This is a genomic window from Actinomadura sp. NPDC048032 (assembly GCF_040653175.1).
Taxonomy (GTDB): Bacteria; Actinomycetota; Actinomycetes; order Streptosporangiales; family Streptosporangiaceae; genus Spirillospora; species Spirillospora verrucosospora.
Map to the genome: position 1 here is coordinate 1 of NZ_JBEZJP010000092.1, position 23200 is coordinate 23200.

20 protein-coding genes are annotated in these 23200 nt (G+C 72.6%); 8 read left to right on the forward strand and 12 right to left on the reverse strand.

Translation table 11 applies throughout. The features are described from left to right. Window positions 1–1126 precede the first annotated feature (1126 nt). The 3 genes from AB0C69_RS15190 to AB0C69_RS15200 form a co-directional block, all read right to left on the reverse strand. A complete protein-coding gene (locus tag AB0C69_RS15190) occupies window positions 1127–1564 on the reverse strand; it encodes an HIT family protein (protein ID WP_360353801.1) in 438 nt (145 codons plus the stop codon). A 634-nt stretch (window positions 1565–2198) separates the two neighbouring features. Next, the gene (locus AB0C69_RS15195; RefSeq protein ID WP_185023107.1) at window positions 2199–2456 is read right to left on the reverse strand and encodes a DUF1778 domain-containing protein; all 258 of its coding nucleotides are present in this window, start codon (window positions 2454–2456) and stop codon (window positions 2199–2201) included. 94 nt (window positions 2457–2550) lie between these two features. Continuing rightward, window positions 2551–3012: an Lrp/AsnC family transcriptional regulator gene (locus AB0C69_RS15200; protein WP_345175044.1), complete on the reverse strand. Its 462-nt coding sequence runs from the start codon at window positions 3010–3012 to the stop codon at window positions 2551–2553. 164 nt (window positions 3013–3176) lie between these two features. Here AB0C69_RS15200 and AB0C69_RS15205 point away from each other — a divergent pair, with 164 nt between their 5' ends. From AB0C69_RS15205 to AB0C69_RS15230, 6 genes are read left to right on the forward strand one after another with little or no spacing between them, the layout of a single operon-like run. Beyond that, window positions 3177–4610, forward strand: a complete 1434-nt coding sequence (locus tag AB0C69_RS15205) for a gamma-aminobutyraldehyde dehydrogenase (RefSeq protein WP_360353804.1) — start codon at window positions 3177–3179, stop codon at window positions 4608–4610. A gap of 37 nt (window positions 4611–4647) precedes the next feature. Further along, window positions 4648–5799, forward strand: a complete 1152-nt coding sequence (locus tag AB0C69_RS15210; RefSeq protein WP_345175048.1) for an ABC transporter ATP-binding protein — start codon at window positions 4648–4650, stop codon at window positions 5797–5799. Further along, complete coding sequence (locus AB0C69_RS15215; RefSeq protein ID WP_360353806.1) at window positions 5796–7049, forward strand: spermidine/putrescine ABC transporter substrate-binding protein; 1254 nt, start codon at window positions 5796–5798, stop codon at window positions 7047–7049. Before AB0C69_RS15210 ends, AB0C69_RS15215 begins: the two co-directional genes overlap by 4 nt. Then, window positions 7049–7912, forward strand: a complete 864-nt coding sequence (locus AB0C69_RS15220; protein ID WP_345175054.1) for an ABC transporter permease — start codon at window positions 7049–7051, stop codon at window positions 7910–7912. The genes AB0C69_RS15215 and AB0C69_RS15220 overlap by 1 nt, the downstream gene beginning before the upstream one ends. Continuing rightward, entirely contained in the window at window positions 7909–8751 is an 843-nt protein-coding gene (locus tag AB0C69_RS15225) for an ABC transporter permease (RefSeq protein ID WP_345175056.1), read from the forward strand. Before AB0C69_RS15220 ends, AB0C69_RS15225 begins: the two co-directional genes overlap by 4 nt. Further along, on the forward strand, window positions 8748–10199 hold the full coding sequence (locus AB0C69_RS15230; protein ID WP_360353809.1) for an FAD-dependent oxidoreductase: 1452 nt from the start codon (window positions 8748–8750) through the stop codon (window positions 10197–10199). The genes AB0C69_RS15225 and AB0C69_RS15230 overlap by 4 nt, the downstream gene beginning before the upstream one ends. A 7-nt stretch (window positions 10200–10206) precedes the next feature. On the opposite strand, the gene AB0C69_RS15235 is transcribed toward AB0C69_RS15230, so the two are convergent. Next, window positions 10207–10725, reverse strand: coding sequence for a PH domain-containing protein (locus tag AB0C69_RS15235; RefSeq protein ID WP_345175058.1), 519 nt, complete (start codon window positions 10723–10725; stop codon window positions 10207–10209). A gap of 135 nt (window positions 10726–10860) precedes the next feature. On the opposite strand from AB0C69_RS15235, the gene AB0C69_RS15240 reads away from it, so the two are divergent. Next, on the forward strand, window positions 10861–11481 hold the full coding sequence (locus AB0C69_RS15240; RefSeq protein ID WP_345175059.1) for a hypothetical protein: 621 nt from the start codon (window positions 10861–10863) through the stop codon (window positions 11479–11481). Here the strand turns inward: AB0C69_RS15240 and AB0C69_RS15245 are convergent. From AB0C69_RS15245 to AB0C69_RS15280, 8 genes are all read right to left on the reverse strand, one after another. Continuing rightward, window positions 11442–12638: a hypothetical protein gene (locus tag AB0C69_RS15245; protein ID WP_360353812.1), complete on the reverse strand. Its 1197-nt coding sequence runs from the start codon at window positions 12636–12638 to the stop codon at window positions 11442–11444. The genes AB0C69_RS15240 and AB0C69_RS15245 overlap by 40 nt on opposite strands. A gap of 174 nt (window positions 12639–12812) precedes the next feature. Beyond that, window positions 12813–13652, reverse strand: a complete 840-nt coding sequence (locus AB0C69_RS15250) for a glutamate ABC transporter substrate-binding protein (protein ID WP_360353814.1) — start codon at window positions 13650–13652, stop codon at window positions 12813–12815. Then, on the reverse strand, window positions 13649–15160 hold the full coding sequence (locus AB0C69_RS15255) for a hypothetical protein (protein WP_360353816.1): 1512 nt from the start codon (window positions 15158–15160) through the stop codon (window positions 13649–13651). Before AB0C69_RS15255 ends, AB0C69_RS15250 begins: the two co-directional genes overlap by 4 nt. Then, window positions 15157–16002 carry an FHA domain-containing protein gene (locus tag AB0C69_RS15260; protein ID WP_360353818.1) on the reverse strand — a complete coding sequence of 282 codons (846 nt, stop codon included), beginning with the start codon at window positions 16000–16002 and terminating at the stop codon, window positions 15157–15159. Before AB0C69_RS15260 ends, AB0C69_RS15255 begins: the two co-directional genes overlap by 4 nt. A 2-nt stretch (window positions 16003–16004) precedes the next feature. Further along, entirely contained in the window at window positions 16005–17333 is a 1329-nt protein-coding gene (locus AB0C69_RS15265) for a VWA domain-containing protein (protein WP_353834531.1), read from the reverse strand. Further along, window positions 17330–18628: a protein phosphatase 2C domain-containing protein gene (locus AB0C69_RS15270; protein WP_360353821.1), complete on the reverse strand. Its 1299-nt coding sequence runs from the start codon at window positions 18626–18628 to the stop codon at window positions 17330–17332. The genes AB0C69_RS15265 and AB0C69_RS15270 overlap by 4 nt, the downstream gene beginning before the upstream one ends. After that, the gene (locus AB0C69_RS15275; protein WP_360353823.1) at window positions 18625–21012 is read right to left on the reverse strand and encodes a tetratricopeptide repeat protein; all 2388 of its coding nucleotides are present in this window, start codon (window positions 21010–21012) and stop codon (window positions 18625–18627) included. The genes AB0C69_RS15270 and AB0C69_RS15275 overlap by 4 nt, the downstream gene beginning before the upstream one ends. After that, the gene (locus AB0C69_RS15280; protein ID WP_360353825.1) at window positions 21009–22259 is read right to left on the reverse strand and encodes a hypothetical protein; all 1251 of its coding nucleotides are present in this window, start codon (window positions 22257–22259) and stop codon (window positions 21009–21011) included. The genes AB0C69_RS15275 and AB0C69_RS15280 overlap by 4 nt, the downstream gene beginning before the upstream one ends. Window positions 22260–22457: 198 nt before the next feature. On the opposite strand from AB0C69_RS15280, the gene AB0C69_RS15285 reads away from it, so the two are divergent. Then, window positions 22458–22958, forward strand: coding sequence for a WYL domain-containing protein (locus AB0C69_RS15285; protein ID WP_345175077.1), 501 nt, complete (start codon window positions 22458–22460; stop codon window positions 22956–22958). The last annotated feature ends 242 nt before the right edge of the window (window positions 22959–23200 follow it).

Consider the following 23200-nt stretch of genomic DNA (forward strand, 5'->3'; position numbering starts at 1 on the left):
GTCACGGGTGTGTGTCAAGCGACCTCATGCGTGCACCAGCAGGCCAGGAAGGCCCAGTCTTCGATAGCGAAGCCCGGCGGCCCCTGACATGCCTTCGTCTGCGAGCCGTTGCTCGCAGCGCCGATCGCTGCGGAGCCGTTCCGCAGGGCGACGTCTGGCACCGAAGGACTGTGGGGTACCTCAGCGATGGGCTTGATGACGCGGCGTGCGGCCCGGCTGGCGCGCTTGGGTGGACTCCGGCCTCTACCCGCAGCTGTGCTGACGTGGCGTGCGGCCCGGTCGGCGCGCTTGAGTGGCCTGCGAGCCCGCACGGTGCCTTGATGCGGTGTGCAGCTCGGTTGGCGTGGTGGGTGGTCTGGGACCTGGCGCGTTGCCCTGGCGTGGTGTGCAGTCCGGTTGGCGCGCTTAGGGGGCCTGTAGCCCCTACACGCTGCTGGGTTGGCGTGGCCTGACGCGGTTTGGGGCGCTGACGTTGTCTGAAGTGCTGAGGCGGCTTGGGGCTGGCGGGGCTTGGGACTGCTGGCCGACCTTTGGTAGGCCCTCGACGTGGCCTGACGGTGAGCCAGCACTATGCGCAGAACCCCTCGGCTTTCGCGGCCGGGGCGCGCGGCCCCGGGTCGTCGGCGTCCCGTGCTGGGGGCACGTGGCCAGGTCGGCCGTCGCGGGGTGCGAGCGCGCGGTGCCCTGGTCGTCGTCGGGTTCGTCGACGGGTGGGCTGTGGTGAGGATCAGTCGACGGCGTTCTCGGACGCGGATCTGGACGACGCGGTTGGAATTAGTGCCGGTCTCGGCAATGGCGCCGCCGATGGTGGGCGGTCGATGGTGGTGGGCTAGAGGGCAGGGCGCACGTCTCCAGCGTCCTGGCCATGCTCGCCCTGGACAACCGCACTCAGATTGCTTTGCTGGCCCACGAGGCCCGCGCGCGCGCAAGCACCCCGAGTGGGTCCGCAAGTACGGCAAGGGGCTTGTGGTACAACCCCGGCGCAGCGGAGCGCGGGTCGTGAAGGTTTGGCGCAGTCGTTTGATGCTGCTCGGTGCGGTGCGGTGCGGTGCGGTGCGGTGCGGTGCGGTGCGGTGCGGTGGTGCGTTGGGTGCCGGTGGTGGGGTGGGGGTTGTTGGGGGGTGGGTTAGGTGGGGGTGGTTAGGGCTTTTGAGAGGCGGGCTGCGTAGGCGGCGGCCTCGGTGTCGGAGGCGTATTTCTGGCGTGGCCAGAAGAAGCCGCGGAGGCCGTCCTTCGGGTTGCGTGGAACCACATGTACATGCAGGTGGGGGACGCTCTGGCTGATCCGGTTGTTCATGGCGACGAACGAGCCGGCTGCTTCGAGGACGGATTCCATCGCCTGCGCAAGGCGTTGGGCTTGCGCGAAGAACGGGCCTAGAAGGTCCTCGGGCAGGTCAGTGAGCGTCTCGTAGTGCGTCCGGGGGACCAGCAGCGTGTGGCCCTTGAAGAGAGGGCGGGTGTCGAGGAACGCCATCGCGTCCGGTGCGTCCAGCACGACGTGCGCGGGCCGCTCTCCCTTGATGATTTCGCAGAACAGACATGCCTTGCTCACAGCCTCACCCATCCCCCTATTCTCCAGCCCCACCCGCAGGCAACGGCACATCGGCCTGATGTGATCGATGGCTCCGAAGGCGAGGTCGGCGCCACCCAGCAGGCGAGCGCTCTGGTTCGCGGCCGGGGCCTCAAGGACGAGCCGTGCTCGGGTGCTCCCGCACCGTGCCTGGCGGTGATCGGCCTCGGCTCCGGCCGGTGCTGGTCGCTGAGAGTTGTTGGTCGTTCTGTGTGCTTTCTGAGGCTCGTCTGGCCGCGATTAGCTCTTGGCGGTGACGACTCTGAACTCCTGCTGGTGATGGCTGGCCGCTAGGAGGTGTTGCGCTCTGGGGGTTCTCTGGGGTCGGTTGGCTGCGACTCGCTCATGGTGGCGGTTGGGTGGGTTGGGTTTCTGCCGGTGGTGGGTCGGTCTACGTGTGGCCGGCCGTGATTGGTGCCTGGTGGTTGGGCTGGTTTTGCTGGTGCTGTTCTGGGAGCGCTGGTTGCCGGTAGTGCTTGCGTTTGAGAGTGGCTGAGTGGAATGGGAGTGTTGATCATGGGTGGGCTGGGCGGTTTGGTTGCCCTGGTGGCGGCGGTCGTCTGGTGGTTGTGTTCGACCGCCGCCGGAGAGGGACGTCAGCGTGTGGGCTTCGTCTGTTCAGGGTGGGTCAGGACAGGGCCAGCAGCAGGGCCGTGTAGGGAGGGATCGGGTCGGGGGCGGGCTCTGCCGCCTCTTGCGCCGCGGCGTGTTCGTAGAGGTCGCGTTCGGCGCGGTCCAGGGCGGCTGACAGGACGAAGTCGGTGACCGACCAGCCGATCAGCTCGGCCGCCGCGCGGATCACGAGAAACTGCTCCGCGGTGGTACGGAAGGTGATGTGATCGTCGGCGGGATCGGCCGGAAGGTCCTGGCGAACCGACTCGGGCATGGCCGGTCTCCTTCCTTGCGGCCTTTCAAAGTACGCCGCGAGGAGTTGCCAGGACATCCCCTCTGAGAACGAGAATCGGCGGTGTCCGGCGGAGTCAGCGGGTTCCCCAGGAGTAGGTCTGTTTGCGAAGTTTGAGGTACACGAAGCTCTCGGTGGAGACGACGCCCGGGACGGCGCGGATACGGCCGAGAAGTTCCAGAAGACGTTCGTCGTCCTCGCAGACGAGCTCCAGGAGGATGTCGAACGAACCCGCGGTGATGACGACGTAGTCGATCTCGTCCAGGGCGGCGAGCTCGTCGGCGATCTTCTCCAGGTCGCCCTCGCACCTGACGCCGATCATCATCTGGCGGTGGAAGCCGAGCATGAGCGGGTCGGTGACGCCGACGATCTGCATCACGCCGGTGTCGAGGAGCTTCTGCACGCGCTGGCGCACGGCGGCCTCGGAGAGGCCCACGGCCTTGCCGATGGCGGCGTAGGAGCGGCGGCCGTCCTGCTGGAGCTGCTCGATGATCTGCTTGGCGGTCTCGTCGAGCTGGACGCGGGCTGCCCGTTCCATCCGGTTCTCCTAGCTGCGGCATCGAGGGTGTGAGGCCTCTGGGCCAAGTGAATCAGTCGTGAAATTCGATCGTAACAACGGAATCACTTGTGTTGGACGGACTCCTCTGTAAGGGTCGGGCCAACAGGACACAACGGGCGACGGCGCCCAGGAGGGACCTGAGGATGAGCGGCGAGCGGCTGCGCAACTTTATCGGCGGAGAATACGTCGACGCCAAGGACGGGCGGACGCTGGAGGTGGTCGACCCCAGCACCGGCGAGACGTACGCGGAGGCGCCGGTGTCCGGCGCCGAGGACGTCGACGCCGCGTTCCGTGCGGCGTCCGACGCGTTCCCCGCCTGGCGCGACGCCACGCCGGGGGAGCGGAGCCTCGCGATGCTGCGCTTCGCGGACGCGGTCGAGAAGCGGGCGGAGGACCTCGTCAGGGCGGAGAGCCGGGACACCGGCAAGCCCGTCCAGATGACCCTGGACGAGGAGGTGCCGCCGATGGTGGACAACCTCCGGTTCTTCGCCGGCGCGTCCCGGGTGCTGGAGGGCAAGGCGTCCGCCGAGTACATGGCCGACCACACCTCCTCGATCCGGCGGGAGCCGATCGGGGTGTGCGCCCAGGTGACGCCCTGGAACTACCCGATGATGATGGCGATCTGGAAGATCGGGCCGGCGCTGGCGACGGGCAACACCGTGGTGCTCAAGCCGTCCGAGACGACCCCGGCGAGCACGCTGATGCTGGCGGAGATCGCGGCCGAGTTCCTGCCCCCGGGCGTCTTCAACGTGATCTGCGGCGACCGCGGCACCGGGCGCTCGCTGGTGGAGCACCCGACGCCGCAGATGGTGTCGATCACCGGGAGCGTGCGGGCCGGCATGGAGGTCGCCGCGTCGGCGGCCAAGGACCTCAAGCGGGTGCACCTGGAGCTCGGCGGCAAGGCGCCGGTGGTCGTGTTCGACGACGCCGACGTCGAGGCGGCGGCGACGGGCATCGCCGAGGCCGGGTACTTCAACGCGGGCCAGGACTGCACGGCGGCCACCCGCGTGCTGGTCGCCGACCGGCTGCACGGGGAGTTCACCGAGGCGCTCACCGAGGCCGCCAAGGGGACGGTCGTCGGGCCTCCCAGTAACGCCGACGCCTTCTACGGGCCGGTGAACAACGCGAACCAGCTGGAGCGCGTCCAGGGGTTCATCGAGCGGGCGCCCAGCCACGCGAAGGTCCTCACCGGCGGCGAGCGCGTGGGGGACCGCGGCTACTTCTTCGCCCCGACCGTCGTGGGCGGCCTCAAGCAGGACGACGAGATGGTGCAGAACGAGGTCTTCGGCCCGGTCATCACCGTCCAGAGCTTCTCGGACGAGGCTCAGGCCGTGGAGTGGGCCAACGGCGTCAAGTACGGCCTCGCCGCCAGCGTGTGGACGCAGAACCACGGCCGCGCCATGCGCATGAGCAAGGCACTGGACTTCGGCGCCGTGTGGGTCAACACCCACATCCCGCTGGTGTCGGAGATGCCGCACGGCGGCTTCAAGCACTCCGGCTACGGCAAGGACATGTCGATGTACGGAATCGAGGACTACACCCGCGTCAAGCACGTCATGCACTACATCGGCGGCTGAGCGCCGCCGACCGGAGCCCGTGAAGGAAGTCCCGCCCATGACCGAGACCCAACCCGCCGCGGCGCGCGACGATCCGGCCGTCGCGGTCCCCGCGATCGAACTCGCGGGAGTCGAGAAGGATTACCACGCCTACGGCGAGACCGTGGCGGCGGTGCGCGGCGTCGACCTGTCGATCGCGGAGGGGGAGTTCTTCTCCCTGCTCGGCCCGTCGGGATGCGGCAAGACGACGACCATGCGCATGATCGCCGGCTTCGAGGAGCCGACGGCGGGGCGGGTCCGGCTGCGCGGGCAGGACGTCACGGACGTGCCCCCCAACAGGCGCGACGTGAACATGGTGTTCCAGTCGTACGCGCTCTTCCCCCACATGAGCGTCTTCGAGAACGTCGCGTTCGGCCTGCGCCGGCGCGGCGTTCCGAAGGCGCAGATCACGCGGCGGGTGGGGGAGATGCTGGAGATCGTCGACCTGGCGGGACGGGAGAAGCGCCGTCCCGCCGAGTTGTCCGGCGGCCAGCAGCAGCGGGTCGCGCTGGCCCGGGCGCTGGTCAACGAGCCGCGGGCGCTGCTGCTGGACGAGCCGCTCGGCGCCCTCGACCTGAAGCTGCGCCAGGCGATGCAGGTCGAGCTGAAGCGGATCCAGCGGGGGGTCGGCGTCACGTTCGTGTACGTGACGCACGACCAGGGCGAGGCGCTGACGATGTCGGACCGCATCGCCGTCATGAACGACGGGGTGATCGAGCAGCTCGGCACGCCGCGGGAGATCTACGAGCATCCCGCGACGCGGTTCGTGGCCGGGTTCATCGGCACGTCCAACCTGCTGGAGGGGGAGGTCACCGGGACGGGGCCGGGCGGGGCGGTGCTCTCCCACGGCCCCGACGGCCGGATCGAGGTCCCGATGCGCCACGGCCGGGAGGCCGTCGCGGGGGAGCGCGTGGAGCTCACCGTCCGCCCCGAGAAGATCGGGATCGGGCTGGACAGGCCGGGGGACGGGCAGTGCGCCGTCCGGGGGACCGTGACCGAGGTCGTGTACCTCGGGACGTCGACGAACTACAACATCACCACCTCCGCGGGCGCCGACGTCGTCGTGTTCCTGCAGAACGCGACGTCCGCCGACGACATCGCCGTGCGCGGCGACAGCGTCTGGTTGTCGTGGGATCCGCGCCACTCGTACGCCATTGGAGCCCCGCAATGAGCCAGTTCGACCCCGCCTTCCTCCGCGGACTCACAAGGCCGCGCCTGGCGCGCTCCGGCGCGGGCGGCCCGGACCGCCGCGACGTCCTGAGGCTGATGGGCGCGGCGGGCGCCGGGCTCGCGCTGTCGGCGTGCGGGGTGAAGGGGCAGGGCGGCAAGGAGAAGGTCACCCAGAGCGACGTCGAGAAGTACTGGGCGAACAAGGCCAAGAGCGGCAGGCTCAACTGGGCGAACTGGCCGGGCTACATGCAGGACGACCGGGAGACCATCAAGGCGTTCGAGAAGGAGACGGGCGTCAAGGTGACCTACAAGGAGGTCATCCAGGAGATGGGCCCGTGGTTCGGCAAGATCCAGGCCCCGCTGGCCGCCGGGCAGTCCATCGGCTTCGACCTGATGGTGATGACGAACGGGATCCAGCTGGAGCAGTGCCGCCAGCTCGGCTACCTGGCGCCCCTCGACCTGTCGAAGCTGCCGAACTTCCAGGCGAACGTGGGCCCCTCGTTCAAGAACCCGTCCTACGACCCGGGCAACGCCTTCACGATCCCGTACGAGTCGGGGGTCACCGGGATCGCGTACAACACCAAGTACGTGAAGGAGGAGATCACCAGCATCGCCCAGCTGTTCGACCCGAAGTACAAGGGCAAGGTCGGCATGATGGGCGACTCGCAGGAGCTCGGGAACTTCGGGATGTTCCTGCTCGGCATCGACCCGGAGAAGTCGACGAAGGCGGACTGGGAGAAGGCCGCCGCCAAGCTGCGCGAGCAGCGCGACAAGGGCATCGTCCGCAAGTACTACAGCCAGGACTACGTCGACGCCGTCAGCAAGGGCGACGTGTGGATGACCATGGCGTGGTCGGGGGACGTGTACAGCCTGACGAGCCCGGACGTGAAGTTCGTGGTGCCCAAGGAGGGCGGCACGATCTGGACCGACAACCTGTGCATCCCGAAGACCGCCGAGAACCCGGTGGACGCGCTGACCCTCATGAACTGGCTCTACGTTCCCGAGAACAACGCGCCGCTGACCGAGTTCATCAACTACATGCCGCCGATCCCGGCCACCCAGAAGCTCCTCGCGCAGAAGGCCGAGCAGGCGGGCGGCGACGACAAGAAGGACCTGACCCGGCTCAGCACCAGCCCGCTGATCTTCCCGTCGCAGGCCGACCTGGCCCGGCTGCGGCACTACCGGCGGCTCACGCAGGCGGAGGAGACCGAGTACCAGAAGATCTTCGAGCCGATCTCCAAGGGCTCGTGATGGGCGGGGTGCGGGGACGGCTCGCGCCGTACCTGATGATCCTTCCGGGCGGGCTGTGGCTGGCGGCGTTCTTCCTCGTCCCGATGGTGCTGATGGTGTCCCTGTCGCTGCAGACCGGGAACCTCATCGACGGCTTCCAGCAGACGCTGCACTGGCAGAACTACACCGACGGGCTCAGCACCTACGGCGACAAGTTCGTCCGGTCGCTCTGGTACGGGCTGCTGGCGACGGTCGCGTGCATCGTGCTCGCCTACCCGGCCGCGTACTGGATCGCGTTCCGCGGCGGGCGCGCCAAGTCGACGTACCTGTTCCTGCTGCTGCTTCCGTACTTCGTCTCGTTCATCCTGCGGACGGTGTCGTGGAAGCTCGTCCTCACCGACAACGGGCCGGTCCTCGGGCCGCTGCGCGACCACGGCGTCCTGCCGGAGGGCTTCCACGTCCTCGACACCGGCGTCGCGGTGGTGTCCGGGCTCGCCTACAACTTCCTGCCGTTCATGGTCCTGCCGATCTACGTGGCGCTCGAACGCATCGACCCGCGCGTGGTGGAGGCGGCCTACGACCTGTACGCGAGCCGCGCGCAGGCGTTCCTCCGGGTCATCCTGCCGCTGTCGCTGCCCGGCGTCTTCGCCGGCGTGATCATGACGTTCGTGCCGGTGTCGTCGGACTACGTCAACGCCGAGGTGCTCGGCGGCCCGCAGAACACCATGATCGGCAACGTCATCCAGACCGAGTACTTCAACAACAGCGCCTACCCGACGGCGTCCGCGCTGTCGTTCGCGCTGATGGCGATCCTGCTCGTCGGGATCTTCGCCTACGCGCGCACGCTCGGCACGCAGGACGTCCTGGAGGCGGCGGGACGATGACGACGCACACCAAGGCCCCCGCGGCGCCCGCCGAGACCCCGCGGCGGCGCGCGCCCCGGCGCCGGATCTCCGGCCTGCACCTCTACACCCTCGTGCTGATCGCGTGGCTGATCCTGCCGATCGCGATCATGATCCTGTTCGGGTTCAACGACACCCGCAGCAAGCAGAACTTCGAGTGGCAGGGCTTCACGCTCCGCTGGTACGCGCACCTGTTCGACAAGAGCGACCTCACCGCGGCCGTCGTCAACTCTCTGACGATCGCGCTGCTCAGCACGCTGATCACCACGGTCATCGGGACGTTCGCGGGCCTCGCGCTCGGCCGGTACCGGTTCCGCGGCAAGGGCTCGACGAACCTCGTGCTGTTCATGGCGATCTCCTGCCCGGAGATCGTGATGGGCGCGTCGCTGCTGTCGATGTTCGTCACGTTCAACCTGCCGCGCGGCTACCTGACGATCCTGCTCGCGCACGTGATGTTCTCGATCGCGTTCGTGGCCGTGACGGTCCGGGCCCGCGTCGTCGGGCTCGACCCCGCGGTGGAGGAGGCGGCGCAGGACCTCGGCGCCGGCCCGTGGACGCGGTTCCGCCTGGTCACCCTGCCGATGATCATGCCGGGGGTACTGGCGGGGGCGCTGCTGGCGTTCGTGCTGTCCATCGACGACTTCGTCATCACCAACTTCACCAGCGGCGCCACCGTCACGTTCCCGCTGTGGATCTACGGCTCCACCAGGACGGGGACGCCGCCGCAGGTCAACGTGATGGGGACGATCATCTTCGCGGTCGGCGTGCTGATCGCGGTGGTGTCGGCGCGGCGCAGCGCCCGCGCGCGAACGCGAGCATGAACGCGAACGTGGCCGGGGCGCTCGCCGACGCCGCCCCCGAGCCGTTCTGGCTCGGGGACCCGGCCCGCCCCGAGGCGGGTCCGGCGCTGTCCGGCACGCTGACGTGCGACCTCGCCGTCGTCGGCGGCGGCTACAGCGGCCTGTGGACGGCCCTGCTCGCCAAGGAGCGCGACCCGTCCCTGGACGTGGTCGTGCTGGAGGCCGGCCGGATCGGCGCCGCCGCGTCCGGACGAAACGGCGGGTTCTGCGCCGCCAGCCTCACCCACGGCCTGGAGAACGGCCTCGGGCGCTGGCCGGACGACGCCCACACGCTCGAACGCCTCGGCTGGGACAACCTGCGCGCCATCGCGGAGACGCTGACCCGCCACGGCATCGACGCCGAGTGGGAGCCGACGGGGGAGATGAGCGTCGCCACCGAGGAGTGGCAGGTGCCCGCGCTCCAGGAGGCGGCGGAGAAGGCCTACGAGCACGGCTGGCAACCGATCATGCTCGGTGCGGAGGCGGTCCGCGCCGAGGTCGACTCGCCCACCTACCTGGCGGGCCTGTGGGACCGCGACGCCGTCGCCATGGTGCATCCGGCCAAGCTCGCCTGGGGCCTGGCGGACGCGTGCCGCGCCCTCGGGGTCCGCGTCTTCGAGAACACCCGCGTCACGGCGCCGCGCACCGACGCCCGCGGGCTCCGGCTGACGGCCGCCGCGCCCCCGCGGCGGGGCGACCGGGCGCCCCGCCCGCTCGGGACGGTCACCGCCCGGCACGTCGCCCTGGGGACCGGAGCCTTCCCGCCGATCCTTCGGCGCCTGCGCAACTACGTCGTCCCGGTGTACGACTACGCGCTCGTCACCGAGCCGCTCACGCCCGCACAGCGCGCGTCCATCGGCTGGCGGCACCGGCAAGGGCTCGGCGACAGCGCCAACCAGTTCCACTACTACCGGCTCACCGCCGACGACCGCATCCTGTGGGGCGGCTACGACGCCGTCTACCACTTCGGCAACGGAATGCGTCCCGCGCTGGAACGGCGCCCCTCCACGTACGCGACTCTGGCCCGGCACTTCTTCGCGACGTTCCCGCAACTGGAGGGTGTGCGGTTCACCAACGCCTGGGGCGGCGTCATCGACACGTGCAGCCGCTTCTGCGCCTTCTACGGGACGGCCTACGACGGCAGGCTCGCGTACGCGGCGGGCTACACCGGCCTCGGTGTCGGCGCCACCCGCTTCGGAGCCGACGTCATGCTCGACCTCCTGGGGGTCGGTCTCGCGCCCGGTGAGGAGACCGAGCGGACACGGCTGGCGATGGTGCGCTCCAAGCCCGTCCCGTTCCCGCCCGAGCCGCTGCGCTACGGCGTCATCGAGCTGACCCGGCGCGAGATCGCCCGCGCCGACCGCAACGCTGGGCGCCGGGGGCTCTGGCTCCGCACCCTCGACCGCATGGGCCTCGGCTTCGACTCCTGAACGGAAATCAGTCCGGCGACTCTTCGACCGTGCCGAAGATGACCGACGAGACCTCCAGGTACAACTGCTCCGGGTACGGCATGAAACCGACGTTGCGCAGCGCCTGCTTCTGGCCCGCCGACTCCATCACGAACTCGCCGTAGCCGAAGACCCGCCCGAGCACCGAGCGGTTCAGCGCGATGTCGGTGACCTTGGCGAGCGGCATCATCGCGACGTTGCGGTTGAGGACGCCGTTGACGACCATCACCCGGTGCTCGGTGACGAGGAAGAAGTCGACCGACCAGGCGATCACCTTCCAGGCCAGGTAGCAGACCGCGATCAGCCACAGCCCCCAGATCCAGACCTGCCCGCTGACCGCGCTCGCCGCGCCGCACGCGATGAGCCCGGCGACGACGACCCCGACCGGCAGCAGCAGGACTGCCGGATGCCGCCGAACCGCGATGACACGGCCCTCGTAGGACATCAGATACTTGTCGACCGTCCGCGACGAGGTGTCGCGGTGCACCATCATGTCCTGCAGATTCACGGCGTGTCCTCGTCATGATCCGGGTGGGACAACCGTAGCCGACGCGGCACCGGAGGTGCAGGGGCCGCACGGTAAGGGCCACGGCTCCGCACGGGGCCTTGTCGGACGCGGATCCGTTCGCCGATCATGGTCGTCATGGACGGCGACGCCGAGAATCCGCGGGAGCCCGGCCGGCCGGGCGGCGATTTCGCGCCCGAGGTGACCGGACGTCCGATCTGGCGGCTGCTGCTGAGGGGCCTCGGCGTCTACCTGCCCGGCTGGGAGATGCCCGCGGGCGCGCTGCGCGTCCGGGACGGGGCGCCGCCGGCGGGTTTCGGGCCGCCCGCGTACCTGAACGGCGACGCCGGCTTCGGCGTGCAGGTCCCCGACCGCCGCCGGGGCCTGGAGCCGGACCGGGAGATCTACGTGCGGGGCCGGGAGGACCCGAGCTTCGGGATCGTCGTCGCGGGCCCGTCGGCGGCGATCGGGAGCCGCGTCGTCGACGCCGCGGTGCTGATGCGGTTCGCGCGGAGGCTGACGTTCGAGGAGCTCGTCGACACCGGCGACGCCGACTCCGTCCCGTACGCGGTGCGCGGGGCGCGGGCCGTGGAGAACGCGGTGTTCCTCGACCGCGCCGCCGGGATCGGCCTGTGCGTCGAGGCCGACCCGCGGACCGGCGCCCTGCGCTGCCCCCTCTACGTGCGCATCGGCGGCCCCGCGGAACGTTCCGTGCGGGCCTACGGGGCGGTGGCCCAGCCGGTGAGGTCCCACAGCTGATGGGACGGCAGCCGCCGCAGCCGGACGCTCGCGGCGGCCGGGTCCCAGAACACCTCGTCGCTCTCCAGCTCCAGCGACTGCGCGGCCGTCAGCACCGCGCACAGCAGCTCGTCGCGCGTCCGGACGGCCATGAGCGGGCCGATCTGCGCGACGGCGCCCGAACACTCCGCCAGCGTCCGCAGGAGCGACTTGAGGGCCGCCTCGTCCTCGGGCCCGCGCGCGGGCTCCACCCCCGCCGGGACGCCCGGCTCCACCCGCGCGAGGCCCCGCCTGGCCTCGCCGACGGACAGGCCGTTGCCGGACCGGGCGCCGGCGCCCGCGGAGATGAGCAGGGCGCTGAACACGCCCGCCAGGTCCTCGCTGGCGTGCCCGCCCAGGAAGTAGCGGCGGCGCTCCGGTGAGCCGGGAGTGCCGTTCGAGCCCTCGGACGTGCGGAACCGGACGGCCAGCCGGCTGGCGCGCACGCACCGCTCGTACATGTCGCCGAGGATGTCCTCCAGCTCCTCGTCGCGCGTCCACAGGCGCCCGGTCGCGGTGACGGCGTCGCCGTGGGGGCGGGGGCGTCCGGTGAGCGCCGCCGTGACGGTGTCGTCGAGCTCGCCCTCGGTGAACCGCAGCAGCTCGGCGACGACGTCCTCGACGTCCTCCAGGGTTCGGGTGAGGGTGCGCTGCAGTTCCAGGATCTCCTCGCCGCCGCGCTCCAGGTCCGCGAGCCGGTCGAGCGCCGCTTCGACCTTGCCCTCCACGGCCCCGCCGCCCGCCCCGGTGGCGGCCCGCACCGACGTCTCGACCTCGCCGAGCTTGCGGCGCAGCGCGGCGAGGGTGATGCGCTGCTGCTCCAGCTCGTGCAGCCTTCCCGCCTGGGTCCGCAGGTAGTCGTCCGCCTGGTGGACGAGGCCCGCGAGCTCCTCCACCTGCCCGGTGTTCTGCCGGAGCCGGGTGTCGAGCGCGGGCAGCACGTCCTGCTTGACGCGCGACAGCTCCGCGGTGAGCTGCTCGCCGACGGTGACCAGCACGTTGTTCTGCTTGGTCACCTGGTCGTTCAGTTCGTCGATCCGGCGGGTGAAGGCATGGGCCTGGTCCCGGCTCTGCTTGCCCGCGTACAGTTCGAGCGCCCCCACCACGACGCACATCACCACCAGGATGACCGTCGTCATTGCACTCCTCGGGCGTGACGGTGATTACCGGAACGGCTTTTGATCGCGACCATAACTTACGATCACGCGCGCCGACCGGAACTTACGTAACCGACTGATCTCCATGACCGGCCGGTCTCACCTGTTCTTCCCGTGCCATTCCGTGACGCCTTCCGTGCGCTGGGTGACGAATTCTCAGACGCAGCCCTCGAATTGCGGGACGGTGGTGGTGGCCTTCAACCCGGCGGGGCGGAACCACTTGTCCAGCAGCCGCGGCGCGGTGCCGTCCTGGTACATCCGCGTGATCGCCTTGTTGACCGCCTCGCAGCCGTCGACGTCGCCCTTCCTGATGCCGACGCCGTAGGGCTCGTCGGTGAACGGGGCGTTGACGAGCGTGAGACCGCCGCCGGCCGCCTTCGCCGCGAGGCCCGCGAGGATCAGGTCGTCGGTCGAGACCGCGTCGAGCCGGCCCCCGGTGAGCGCGGTGAGGCAGCCGGCGTACCCGCTCGCCTCGACCGGGAGCGCGGCGACGCCCTGCTCGTCGTGGACGCGCGGGAACGACACCGACCCGGGCACGCGGCAGAGCCGCCGCCCTTTCAGGTCGTCGATGTTCCGGATGGCGCGGGCCTCGGACCTGCGGACGAGAATGTCCTGGTGGGCCACATAGTAGGGACCCGCGAACGACACCTTCACCTTGCGTTCCGGCGTGATGGAATAGCTGGCCACCACGAGGTCGACGTCGCCGTCCTGGAGCATTTTCTCGCGGGTCGCCGACGTCACCCGCTTGAACGTCACGTCGCCCTGGCCCACGCCCATCCGCCGGGCGATCTCTTTGGCGATGTCGACGTCGAATCCGGTGAACGACCCGTCGCCCTGGCGTTCGCCGAGTCCCGGCTGGTCGCCGTTGACGCCGATGACGAGCGCGTCCTTTCCGGCGACGGAGTCCTCTCCGGCGTCGGCGATCCCGCACGCCGTCCCCGCGCCGAGGACGGCCGCGGCCGCGAGGAGCGCCGCCGCGATGCTCCGCGCCCTCACTTGGACCACCGGTACTCGGCCAGGCGGGGGCGCACGCCGGCGAGGACGAGCGCGGTGATGACGGCGCCCGCGGCGGGCAGCACCGCGTACCAGCCGCTCGTGCCTCCGTCCCCGTCCTTCACGGCCTCGTCGAACGCCTTCCTGTGGATGGCGACCAGCGCCTGCAGGGAGCGGTCGTACCGGGTGAAGTCGGCGGCGGCCGCGCCGCGGGCGGCGACCGCCTCGTCGCGCTGTCCCCGGTCGACGAGGTCGCGCATCCGGCGGTCGTTGGCCTGGACCTTCTGGTAGTCGGCGAGCACCCTGTTCATGACGTCCGTGAGCTGCGCCTTCTGCCGGGCCGACTGGACCGGCCGGTCGGCCTCGGCTCCGAGGAAGCCGAGGAACTTCACGCGGCCGGGTTCGAAGGACAGGTCCTTCTGGACGGCCGCGTTGTACTGGGTCAGGTTGCCGGCCTTCAGGTACAGGACGGTCTGCGACTTGCTCAGGTAGACCTGCTCGTAGGCGTCGGCCCGCCCGGGGTCGAGCAGGAACCGGGTCTCGTCGGCGTTCGCGCTGTTGCTGATGGCGCGCGTCCGCGAGAGCCCGAGGATCGAGTCGAAGCCCTCTTCCTTGGCCTGGCGCAGATGGTTCGCCTGGCCGGTGAGCATGAGAGTCCCGGCCGCGACCAGAGCGAGCGTGCCGAGCGTCGCCAGCGCGAGCGGCACGTTGAGCAGCCGCCGGAACCGCCGGGCCAGGTAGAGCTGGAACCCGAGGAGGACGGCCAGGAGGACCAGGCCCGTGGCGAGGACGCCCGTGCGTCCGAGGAGGACCGCCGAGCGCTTGTCCTCGTAGGTGTGCCGGACGAGGGTGCCGTTGTCGAGCGTCAGGTTGTAGGCCTTCGGCAGCAGGTCCAGCTTCATCAGGTCGGTCGCCTGCCGGTACAGCTCGACGACCTTCTGCGACGGCGGCCCGGACGCGTGCGGTGACTGCCGGTCCAGCAGCAGGGCCTGCCCGGCGAGGCGCTCGTAGCGGGCGAGCGCGTCCAGCAGGTCCCGGGCCGTGTTGTTCTCGGTCGTCTCGTCCGCGAGCTTCGCGGCCTTCAGCAGCGCGTCGCCGGCCTTGCGGCGGTTCTGGTCGTAGCGGGCGAGCGCCTGCTCGCGGCCGCCGCCCGCCGCGTCGCCGATCAGCAGCGCGTCGGCGAGCTGCGCGTCCATGTCGGAGAGCTGGAAGTACAGGTCGCCGGTGGCGACGACCTGCGGGCCCGCGTCGTGCCCGATGACGCGCACGCCCTCACGGGCGTTCGCGATCGCCGCCCAGCCGACGCCGAGCAGCGCCACCAGCAGCACGAGCGACAGCGCGGTCAGCGTCCTGACGCGGGACGCGACGGTGCGGGGGAGCAGCCGCGCGAGACCGGACGGGGCCTCGCCGCCCGTCCCGGGGCGCGTGGCGCCCTCGTCCCGGGCGGGCGGCGACGGCTGCGCGGCGGGGGCCGGTCGCCCCGCCGGCGGGGACTGCTGGACGGCCGTCATGTCGCCTCGCCTCGGGTGAGCGTGATGGTGGTCCAGGCGCCCAAGTGGATCCGGTCGCCCTCGGAGACCGGGACCTCCACGTTGTACGGGATGGGGTCGGTGGAGCCGTTCACGCAGGTGCGGTTGGTCGAGCCGGGGTCGACCAGCGTCCAGGTGCCGTCGGGCTTCGCCAGCAGCACCGCGTGGACGTGGGAGACGCCGGGGTCCTCGGGCGGCTCGCGCAGGTCGATCTCGGGCGGGGACGGCTGCGACGAGCTGCGCCGCCCGATGCGGACCTGCTGCCCGGCGAGCGGGATCCGCCGCTCGGGCGCGTACGGGGGGAACGCCAGGGACGCCGAGTCGGGGCCCTCTTCGGCGATGACCGTGCTGTAGTACTCGCGGTCGGCGCTCACGACCGCCGTCCACACCGCCCCGGGCACCGGCGGCGCGGGGACGGGCGGCGCCGGGACCGGGGGAGCGGGGACGGGCGGCGCCGGCACCGGAGGGGCCGGAACGGGAGGCGCGGGCACGGGAGGCGAGGGCGGACGCCGCGGATCCGACGGCCCGCGCTGCGCCGTGCCCGGTCCGGACGGGACGGGCACCGCGGGTTCGGGTTCCGGTGGAGCCGCGGGCGCGGGTTCCGGCGTGGGCCTGCCGCCGCCGATGGCGAAGTCGTAGCCGCACGCCTCGCAGAAGCGGTCGGTGCTGGGCGTCCCGCAGTCGGGGCACGGAGTCCCGCCCGGCGACGGCTGCGGGCCGGACGGGAGGGGGGCCGCGCCGGTGGGGGCGCCCTCGATGCGCTCGCCGCAGACGTCGCAGTAGTCCTGCGCCTGCGAGGTGTGTCCGCTGGGGCAGCTCGCCATGGTCAGCTCTCGCCCCTCCTGGTGGTCACCGTCTCGTCCTTGCGGGTCCGGACCGTCTTGCTGGAGCGCGTGTCGAGCTCCATCTCGTCGGCCTTGTTGACGTCGCGCTTCAGCCGGACGGTGCCGCTCGCCTCGTCCACGACGTCCACCACCTTGCGGAGCATCGCGGTGATCTCGTCGTTGCCGGCCTCGCCCGCGAGCACCACGGCCCGGCCGAGCCGCGCCGTCGCGGTGTCGAGGTCGCCGTCCTTGCGGGCCTGCAGGCCCTCCTGGATCGCCGCGGCCAGCTCCGCCTGCCCGGTGTAGCCCGCCACCCGCGGGTTGATGCGGGTGGACTTCGCCTCGTCGTCGGTCCACTCGGCGAGGACGTTCGCGGTCGCGACGACGCGCGCCTCCTCGCCCGGCGCGCCCGGCACGACGAGCTTCACCCACGCGGCGCGCAGCTCCTTGCCGACCTCGCCCGGCGGCACCTCGACGCAGATGTGGTAGTCGCGGCTCTCGGCGCCCCACGCGCCGAGCGGGTAGTCGCCGGCCTGCGGCGCCGACTCCGCGCGCTTGCCGGTGAGGTCCTCCACCGACGGCGAGACCTGCTTGACGAACCGGAGCCGCGCCGTCTGCGGCGTCCACACGCGCAGGGCGACGTCGGCGACGGACTTGCCCATCGCCGCCTCCGTCATGGCGCGGAAGTCCTCGACCAGCCCGGCCGGGTCGGCCACCATGCCGACGCCGCCGAGCAGCGCGGAGGCGACCTTGCGCAGCTCGGCGACCTCCCAGTCGGTGCCGACGCCGCGGCAGTCGCAGACGAAGCGCCCGCCGCAGCGGGCCAGGGCCGCGTCGAGCTCCTCCGCCGTCTCGTGCTGGTTCTTGCCGTCGGTCAGCAGGATCGCGTGCCGGATGCCGTCGCGGCCGCCGAAGAGGTCGTCGGCCAGCCGCAGCCATGATCCGATCGCGGTGCCGCCGGCCGCCCTCAGCAGGCTCAGCGCGTGCTTGGCCTCCGCGCGGGTCTCCGGCGTCGCCGGGACCGTCCCCTGGTGCCGGGGGAAGACCATCTTGGCCGTGTTGGAACCGGAGACGACGGCGAACTCCACGCCGTCGCGCAGCGTGTCGACCGCGACCTGCGCGGCCGCGATCGCCGCGCGCAGCTTGGTCTCGGGGAAGGACATCGAGCCGGAGGTGTCGATGATGACGACCTCGGACGCCCGGGTCGAGGACGGGACCGGGGCGCCCTCGCCCGCGTCCGCCTCGACGGACACGATGGCGTGCACCTCGCGGCCGCCCTCGGGCAGGTACTTGTTCTGGTCGACGGTGATGCTGAACTGCGGCTCCCTCATCGGGGCTCCTCCGTGCTCTGGGGGATGCTCTCGTGGACGCGGCCGCCGGAGCCGCCGGGGGAGGGGACCGGGATCACGGCGACGGTGATGTTGTCGCGGCCGCCGGCCTCCAGCGCGCGGCTCACCAGCGTCCGCGCGGCGCCGAGCGGGTCGGCCGCCGGGCCCGGCGACTCGCCGCCGGGGCCGGACAGCAGGGCCGCCAGGTCGGCGGCGGCCGGGAAGTAGTTCCAGAGCCCGTCGCTGCACACCAGCAGCGTGCCGGGACCGCCGGGCCGGAACGTCGCCACGTGCGGGCTGACCTGCCCGGCGTCGGCGCCCAGCCACGCGGTGATGACGTGCGCGTTCGGGTGCGCCTCCGCCTCCGCCTCGGTCAGCGACCCCTCGGCGACCATGAACGCGGCCCACGAGTCGTCCTCGGTGAGCCGGCGGGACGTGCCGAGCTCGGCCATGTCGCCGGTGCTGACCTCGGCTCCGTCGATCTCGTCGGGCGCGGGCCCCGCCGCGGCGTCCTCGCCGGACCCGCCGGGCCCGTCCGCGGCCAGCCAGTAGGCGCGGCTGTCCCCGATCCAGCCGACCGTGACCGCCGGGCCGCGCGTCACCGCGGACACGTAGGTGCACGACGGCGCGTCGGACGGCGAGGTGGCGAGCGCGGCGACGGCGGCGGCCGCGCGCAGCGCCGCGTGCCGGGTGGCGTCCTCGGCGTCCTCCCCCGCGTCGAGCCGCGCCACCAGTTCGCCGAGGCCGGTGTCGGCCGCGGCGCGGGACGCCTCGTCGGGACGCTGCGAGGACCCGACGCCGTCGGACACGACCGCCGCGACGCCGGACAGGTGCGCGGCGAGGGCCAACGCGTCCTCGTTGCGGCTGTAGCGGCGGCCGCGGTCGCTCGCGCCCGCCGCGACGACCGGGCGGGTGCCGTTGCCGCCGGACGCGGCCGGCAGCTCGATCTCGACGTGGTCGCGTGCGGCCGGCTGGCGCAGGCCGCACGTCTCGCAGTAGCCGTCGGCGTCGATCGCCGTCCCGCCGCATCCGGGGCACGGGCCCGCCCGGTCCGCCCGCCGGGCGGACGGCGCGGACTCCTGCCTGATCGTGGCGCCGTCGCGCCCGGCGGCCGCGGCGGGCGGGCCGTCGGCGAGCCGGTGCCCGCACTCCTCGCAGAAGATCTCCTCGGCGAACACCACGGCGCCGCAGGCGGGGCAGGCGAGCTCGGCCGCCTTCCCCTGGTCCGTCCCGGCCGTGCCGGTTCCGGGGGGTTCGGTACCGGCGGTGTCGTCGGCTCGGGTGTGGTCGTCGGTCACAGCAGCGTCCTCGGGCGTACGGCGTTGGCGGAGTCGACGAGCCGGCGGCACTCGTCCCTGTCTCGGGTGCGGCGTGCCAGCTCCCGGTATGTCCCTTCCAGAAGGCGGCGCAGCGGGGCCTCGGCGAGCGCGGCGCCGAACAGGGAGCCGCCCTGCGTCCCGGCCGCCGTGCCGGAACCCGCCAGGATCCAGCCGAGCGCGGCCTCCAGCACCTCGGCGGTGAGCCTGTCGCGGCGCTCGGCGTCCAGGTCGAGGGCGGCGAGCCGGTGGCCGGCGGCGACCAGCTCGGCCGCCGTCAGCTCGGCGGGGGGACGGTCGCGCACCGCCGTCACGACGGCCGCGACCTGCGCGGGCACGTACCGGATGGAGATCTTCGGCACCGAGTCGAGCGCGGCGACGGCGGCGCGGCGGTCGCCCGCCGCCAGATGCACGCGGGCGAGGCCGAAGGCGGCGTTGATGTAGCTCTGGTCGGTGCGCCACACCGTCTCGTACAGGCGGACGGCGTCGTGCGGCGCCGACCGCTCGCGGCAGTAGGCGAGGGCGAGCTTGGGGGCGGCCTCGCCGGGCAGCAGCCCGTACAGCCGGTCGAACAGCGGCGCGGCCTCGTCCACCCGGCCCCGCGCGAGCAGCCCGACCGCGCGGTACCAGCCCACCCGCCAGTCGGAGGGGCGCTCCGCGGCGAGCGCGTCGAGCAGTTCGTCGGCCTCGTCGGCCGCGCCCAGCTCGATCCTGGCGCGGGCGAGCGCCAGCCTGACCTCGGGCGTGCTCTCGGGCGCGTTCGCCGCCGCCTCGGCGGCCTGCGCGGGCTCCAGCGCGCCGAGCCCGGACACGAACGCGGCCGCGGGGTCGGCGCCGTCGACGAGCGGAACCGGCAGCGCCGCCGCGGCGACCGGCGGCGGGACGGGCGGCAGCGCCGCCTCCTCCCGCGCCTCGCCCGCCATCCGCGTCGTGAACCGCTCCGGGCCGAACAGCCCGGACGGGGCGGGGCGCGGGACGCCGTCCTCGGCCGCCAGCACCTCGCGCAGGACGCCGGTGAGCTGCTCGGCCATCTCCGCCGCGTCCTGGAAGCGCGCGGTCGGCTCCCGGTGCGTCGCGCGGCGCAGCAGCCGGTCGTAGGACTCGAACCGCTGGAGGACGGGTATCTCCTCGCGCGGCGGCAGCGAGTCGGCGAACCCCCGGGTGTAGCCCTTGAACGGGAAGCTCAGCACGGCGAGCGCCCGGCCGACCGTGTAGAGGTCGGAGGACACCGAGGGGCCCGCGTCGGCGATCTCGGGGGCCTGGTAGCCGACCGTGCCGTAGATCGCGCCGTCCGGGTCGTCCAGCCGCCGCACCCCGCCGAGGTCGATCAGCCTGAGCTGCTCCTCGGACTGGATCACGTTGTCCGGCTTGAAGTCGCAGTAGACGAGCCCCTGGGCGTGCAGGTACTCGAACGCCCGCAGCACCTCCAGCCCGTAGGCGATGGCCTGCGCGAGCGGCAGGTGCTTCTGGCCGGCCGGCAGCGGCTGACGCAGCAGGATGTCCTTGAGCGACTCCCCGCCCACGTACTCCATGACGATGTAGCCGTCGCCGCCGTGCTGGACGAAGTTGTAGATCTTGACGATGTTGGGGTGCTCGACCTCCGCGAGGAACGCGCGCTCGGCCGCCGCCGCGGCCATCGCGTCGGCGTCGCCGCTGTCGAGCAGGCCCTTCAGGACCACCCAGCGGTCGCTGACGTTCTTGTCCTGGGCCAGGTAGATCCAGCCGAGCCCGCCGTGGGCGAGGCAGCCGAGCACGCTGTACTGGCCGCCGACGAGGTCACCCGGGACGAGCTTGGGGGTGAAGGAGAAGCGGGCGCCGCACTTGGGGCAGAAGCCCTCCGTGCGGCCCGGGCGGTCGCCGCGCCCGCGGCCGACGGGCTCGCCGCAGCCGCTGCAGTACCGCTTGGCCTCCGCGACCTGCGGGTCGCTCATCACCGCGCTGGACGGGTCCCGGTAGGGGACGCGCGGCACCTCGACGAGCCCGGCGCCGAGCATGCCGCGGCGGCCGGAGGAGCGGGCCGATCCGGTGCGGGTGCTGCCCGTCCGGGTGCTGCCGGTCGCCGTGCTGCCCGACGCTCCCGTGGCCGCCGACGCGCCCGAGCCGCCGGACGCGCTCGCGGCGGCCTGGACGCGGGCGGTGTACGCGGGCGGTGAGCCGCACACGTCGCAGTAGCCGTCCATGATCGTGCCGGCGCAGCCGGCCTGGTGGCACTGGTCGGGCCGCTCGGCGGGCGGGCGCGGGGCCGGGACGCTCGGCGCGGCGGCCGGAGCCGGCGCGGGCGCGGGCGCCGCCGGTGGGTTGCCGCAGACGTCGCAGTAGCCGTCCGCGATCGTCCCGCCGCAGCCTGGCTGCGCGCACTGGCTCATCGGTCCGCTCCCTTCGCTCGCGAGGTGACGGCCCGCTGGTACGCGTTCAGGGCCACGGTGGCCTTCCGCAGATCGCAGGGAGAGGTCCACAGCAGCTCGCGTGCCTGCTCGTAGGACCGGGCCAGTTCGGCGTCCTCGGCGTGGCCGAGCCGCGCGGCCTTCGCCCGGTAGGCCTGCAGGCGGCCGCGCAGCTCCTCGCGCCGGTCCAGCAGGCCCCGGATCAGGCCGGTGGTCTCGCGTGCCCGCGCCAGCGCCGCGTCCGCGGCGCGTTCCAGGTCGGCGACCCGCCGCGCGGTCTCGCGCCAGCCGCCGCCCCGCGCGGTCGCGCCCGGCCCGGGCCGGGTGACGGCGGCGAGGCGGTCGGCGAGGGCGGCGGAGGAGACGGGCGGGTCCGGCAGCGCGGGCGCGGTGATCTTGGTGAGGACCTCGTCGCGGGCGGAGCGCGCCTCGGCCTCGGCCTCGCGCACCAGGTCCAGGACGGCGGCGACGCCGCGGATCCGGGCGGCGAACCCCTCGCGCAGCCGCTCCGCCTCCTCCAGGCCGCGGCGCACCTCGGCGAGGCCGGAGCGGATCGCGTCCAGCCGCGCGGTGTCGGCGTGGCCGTCCCGCGCCAGAGCCAGCGGGTCGGCGCGCACGGTCGCGGCGACGGTCTCCAGCTCGTCGCGCAGCCGCTCGAAGGCGGGGTCCGCGCCGCCGGCCGACTCCATCAGTTCCTCGGCCGCCCGCCGCTCGGCCTCGACCTCGGCCAGCCGCGACAGCAGCGTCGACCAGACCGCGTCGAGCGCGGCGACCGCCCGCGCGACCTCCTCGTAGAGCGGCGTCATCCGGTCGACCGCCGCCCGCGGCGTCAGCCTCTCGCCGGACGGGACGGCCAGCAGCGTCCGCCGCTCCAGCGGCACCTCCGCCGCGGGCAGTTCCACCGACGGCCCCTCCAGGAGGCGGGTGAGCTCGGCGAGCTGCGCCTGACCGGGCCTGCCGTGGCGGGCCCGCAGCTCCTCGGCGGCGGACAGGACGCGCCCGTGCAGGTCGAACAGCAGCCACAGGGACGCCGTCCGCGACCTCACGTCGGACTGCACGCGCAGCGTCGCGCCCCGCAGCGCCGCGCCTTCGAGCAACTGGTACCCCTGGTGGGCCTCCAGGTCCAGCAGGGCCGCGCCGATCCGTTCCCTCTCCTCCCGGAGGCGCGCGAGCGCCCGGTCCGCCTCGTCCCGGCTCATCGGAGGCCGGTCCAGGCGCGGCTCACTCAACGCTGATCCACGTCTGGCCCATGTTCGCCCCTGATTCCCCCGAATAGGCACGTTTCCGGGGCCAGTTTTCACCATGCGAGGCCGCCTTCTCAAGCGCGGGGCCGATCACCGCGCCCGACGGACCCCGGCCGCACCGCGAAGGCGGCGACTCCCCGCGCGGGCCTGCAAAATGTCAGTGTTCGAACGTATGATCGAACCATGGCGAACGTTGCGACGCACCCCCAGACCGCGCCCACCGCGCCGGCCGCGCTCACGGCGGCGGAGATCGCCGCCCTCGCGCTCTCGCTCGCGCACCTCGGCACCGGCCCGCAGGCCACCACCGCGCGCCGCGCCCTGCACATCCTCCTCGACGCCGCTCCGCACGACGACGTGGTCACCACCACGCTCGCCACCCTCACCACGCCCCTGGACGCCTCCACCTCCGACCGCGCCCGCGTGGTCGCCGCCGCCATCACCGAGCACCGCGTCGTCCGGCTCTGCTACGGCGACGCCGGCGCGAACGTCACGATCCGCGAGGTCGAGCCGGTCACCTGCCTGGTGCACCGCGATCACTGGTACCTCGTCGGCTGGTGCCGCATGCGCCGCGGCGTGCGCGCCTTCCGCTTCGACCGCATCCTCGCGGTCGAGTCCACCGGCCTGCTCGCCCGGCACCGGCGCGCCGACCGCTACCTCCCCTTCCAGCGCCGCCAGGCGGGCTGACCGCCCGCCGCGGGGGCCGCGCCGCAGCGGTCCCCGCGGACCGCTGGGGGCCGTTTCCGAACCGGGCCGCCCCGGCCGGTCAGACCGCCATCGTCCGCTGGACGGCGGCGGTGACCACGGTCCTCAGATCGCCGGCACGGGAGTAGGCGGGGCGCGGGGGGCGGGGGGCGTTCCCCCGGTCCAGCCCCCCGCCGCGGCGCGTGGGGACGGGGTGGAGAGAGCCCGCCCGGGCGAGCGCGGGG

Coding starts and splice junctions, on each gene's coding strand:
- AB0C69_RS15200 (WP_345175044.1), bottom strand. CDS start 3,012: ATGGAACGGGCAGCCCGCGTCCAGCTCGACGAGACCGCCAAGCAGATC.
- AB0C69_RS15225 (WP_345175056.1), top strand. CDS start 7,909: ATGACGACGCACACCAAGGCCCCCGCGGCGCCCGCCGAGACCCCGCGG.
- AB0C69_RS15205 (WP_360353804.1), top strand. CDS start 3,177: ATGAGCGGCGAGCGGCTGCGCAACTTTATCGGCGGAGAATACGTCGAC.
- AB0C69_RS15220 (WP_345175054.1), top strand. CDS start 7,049: ATGGGCGGGGTGCGGGGACGGCTCGCGCCGTACCTGATGATCCTTCCG.
- AB0C69_RS15260 (WP_360353818.1), bottom strand. CDS start 16,002: ATGGCGAGCTGCCCCAGCGGACACACCTCGCAGGCGCAGGACTACTGC.
- AB0C69_RS15240 (WP_345175059.1), top strand. CDS start 10,861: ATGGACGGCGACGCCGAGAATCCGCGGGAGCCCGGCCGGCCGGGCGGC.
- AB0C69_RS15210 (WP_345175048.1), top strand. CDS start 4,648: ATGACCGAGACCCAACCCGCCGCGGCGCGCGACGATCCGGCCGTCGCG.
- AB0C69_RS15275 (WP_360353823.1), bottom strand. CDS start 21,012: ATGAGCCAGTGCGCGCAGCCAGGCTGCGGCGGGACGATCGCGGACGGC.
- AB0C69_RS15195 (WP_185023107.1), bottom strand. CDS start 2,456: ATGCCCGAGTCGGTTCGCCAGGACCTTCCGGCCGATCCCGCCGACGAT.
- AB0C69_RS15190 (WP_360353801.1), bottom strand. CDS start 1,564: ATGGGTGAGGCTGTGAGCAAGGCATGTCTGTTCTGCGAAATCATCAAG.
- AB0C69_RS15285 (WP_345175077.1), top strand. CDS start 22,458: ATGGCGAACGTTGCGACGCACCCCCAGACCGCGCCCACCGCGCCGGCC.
- AB0C69_RS15230 (WP_360353809.1), top strand. CDS start 8,748: ATGAACGCGAACGTGGCCGGGGCGCTCGCCGACGCCGCCCCCGAGCCG.
- AB0C69_RS15245 (WP_360353812.1), bottom strand. CDS start 12,638: ATGACGACGGTCATCCTGGTGGTGATGTGCGTCGTGGTGGGGGCGCTC.
- AB0C69_RS15255 (WP_360353816.1), bottom strand. CDS start 15,160: ATGACGGCCGTCCAGCAGTCCCCGCCGGCGGGGCGACCGGCCCCCGCC.
- AB0C69_RS15265 (WP_353834531.1), bottom strand. CDS start 17,333: ATGAGGGAGCCGCAGTTCAGCATCACCGTCGACCAGAACAAGTACCTG.
- AB0C69_RS15215 (WP_360353806.1), top strand. CDS start 5,796: ATGAGCCAGTTCGACCCCGCCTTCCTCCGCGGACTCACAAGGCCGCGC.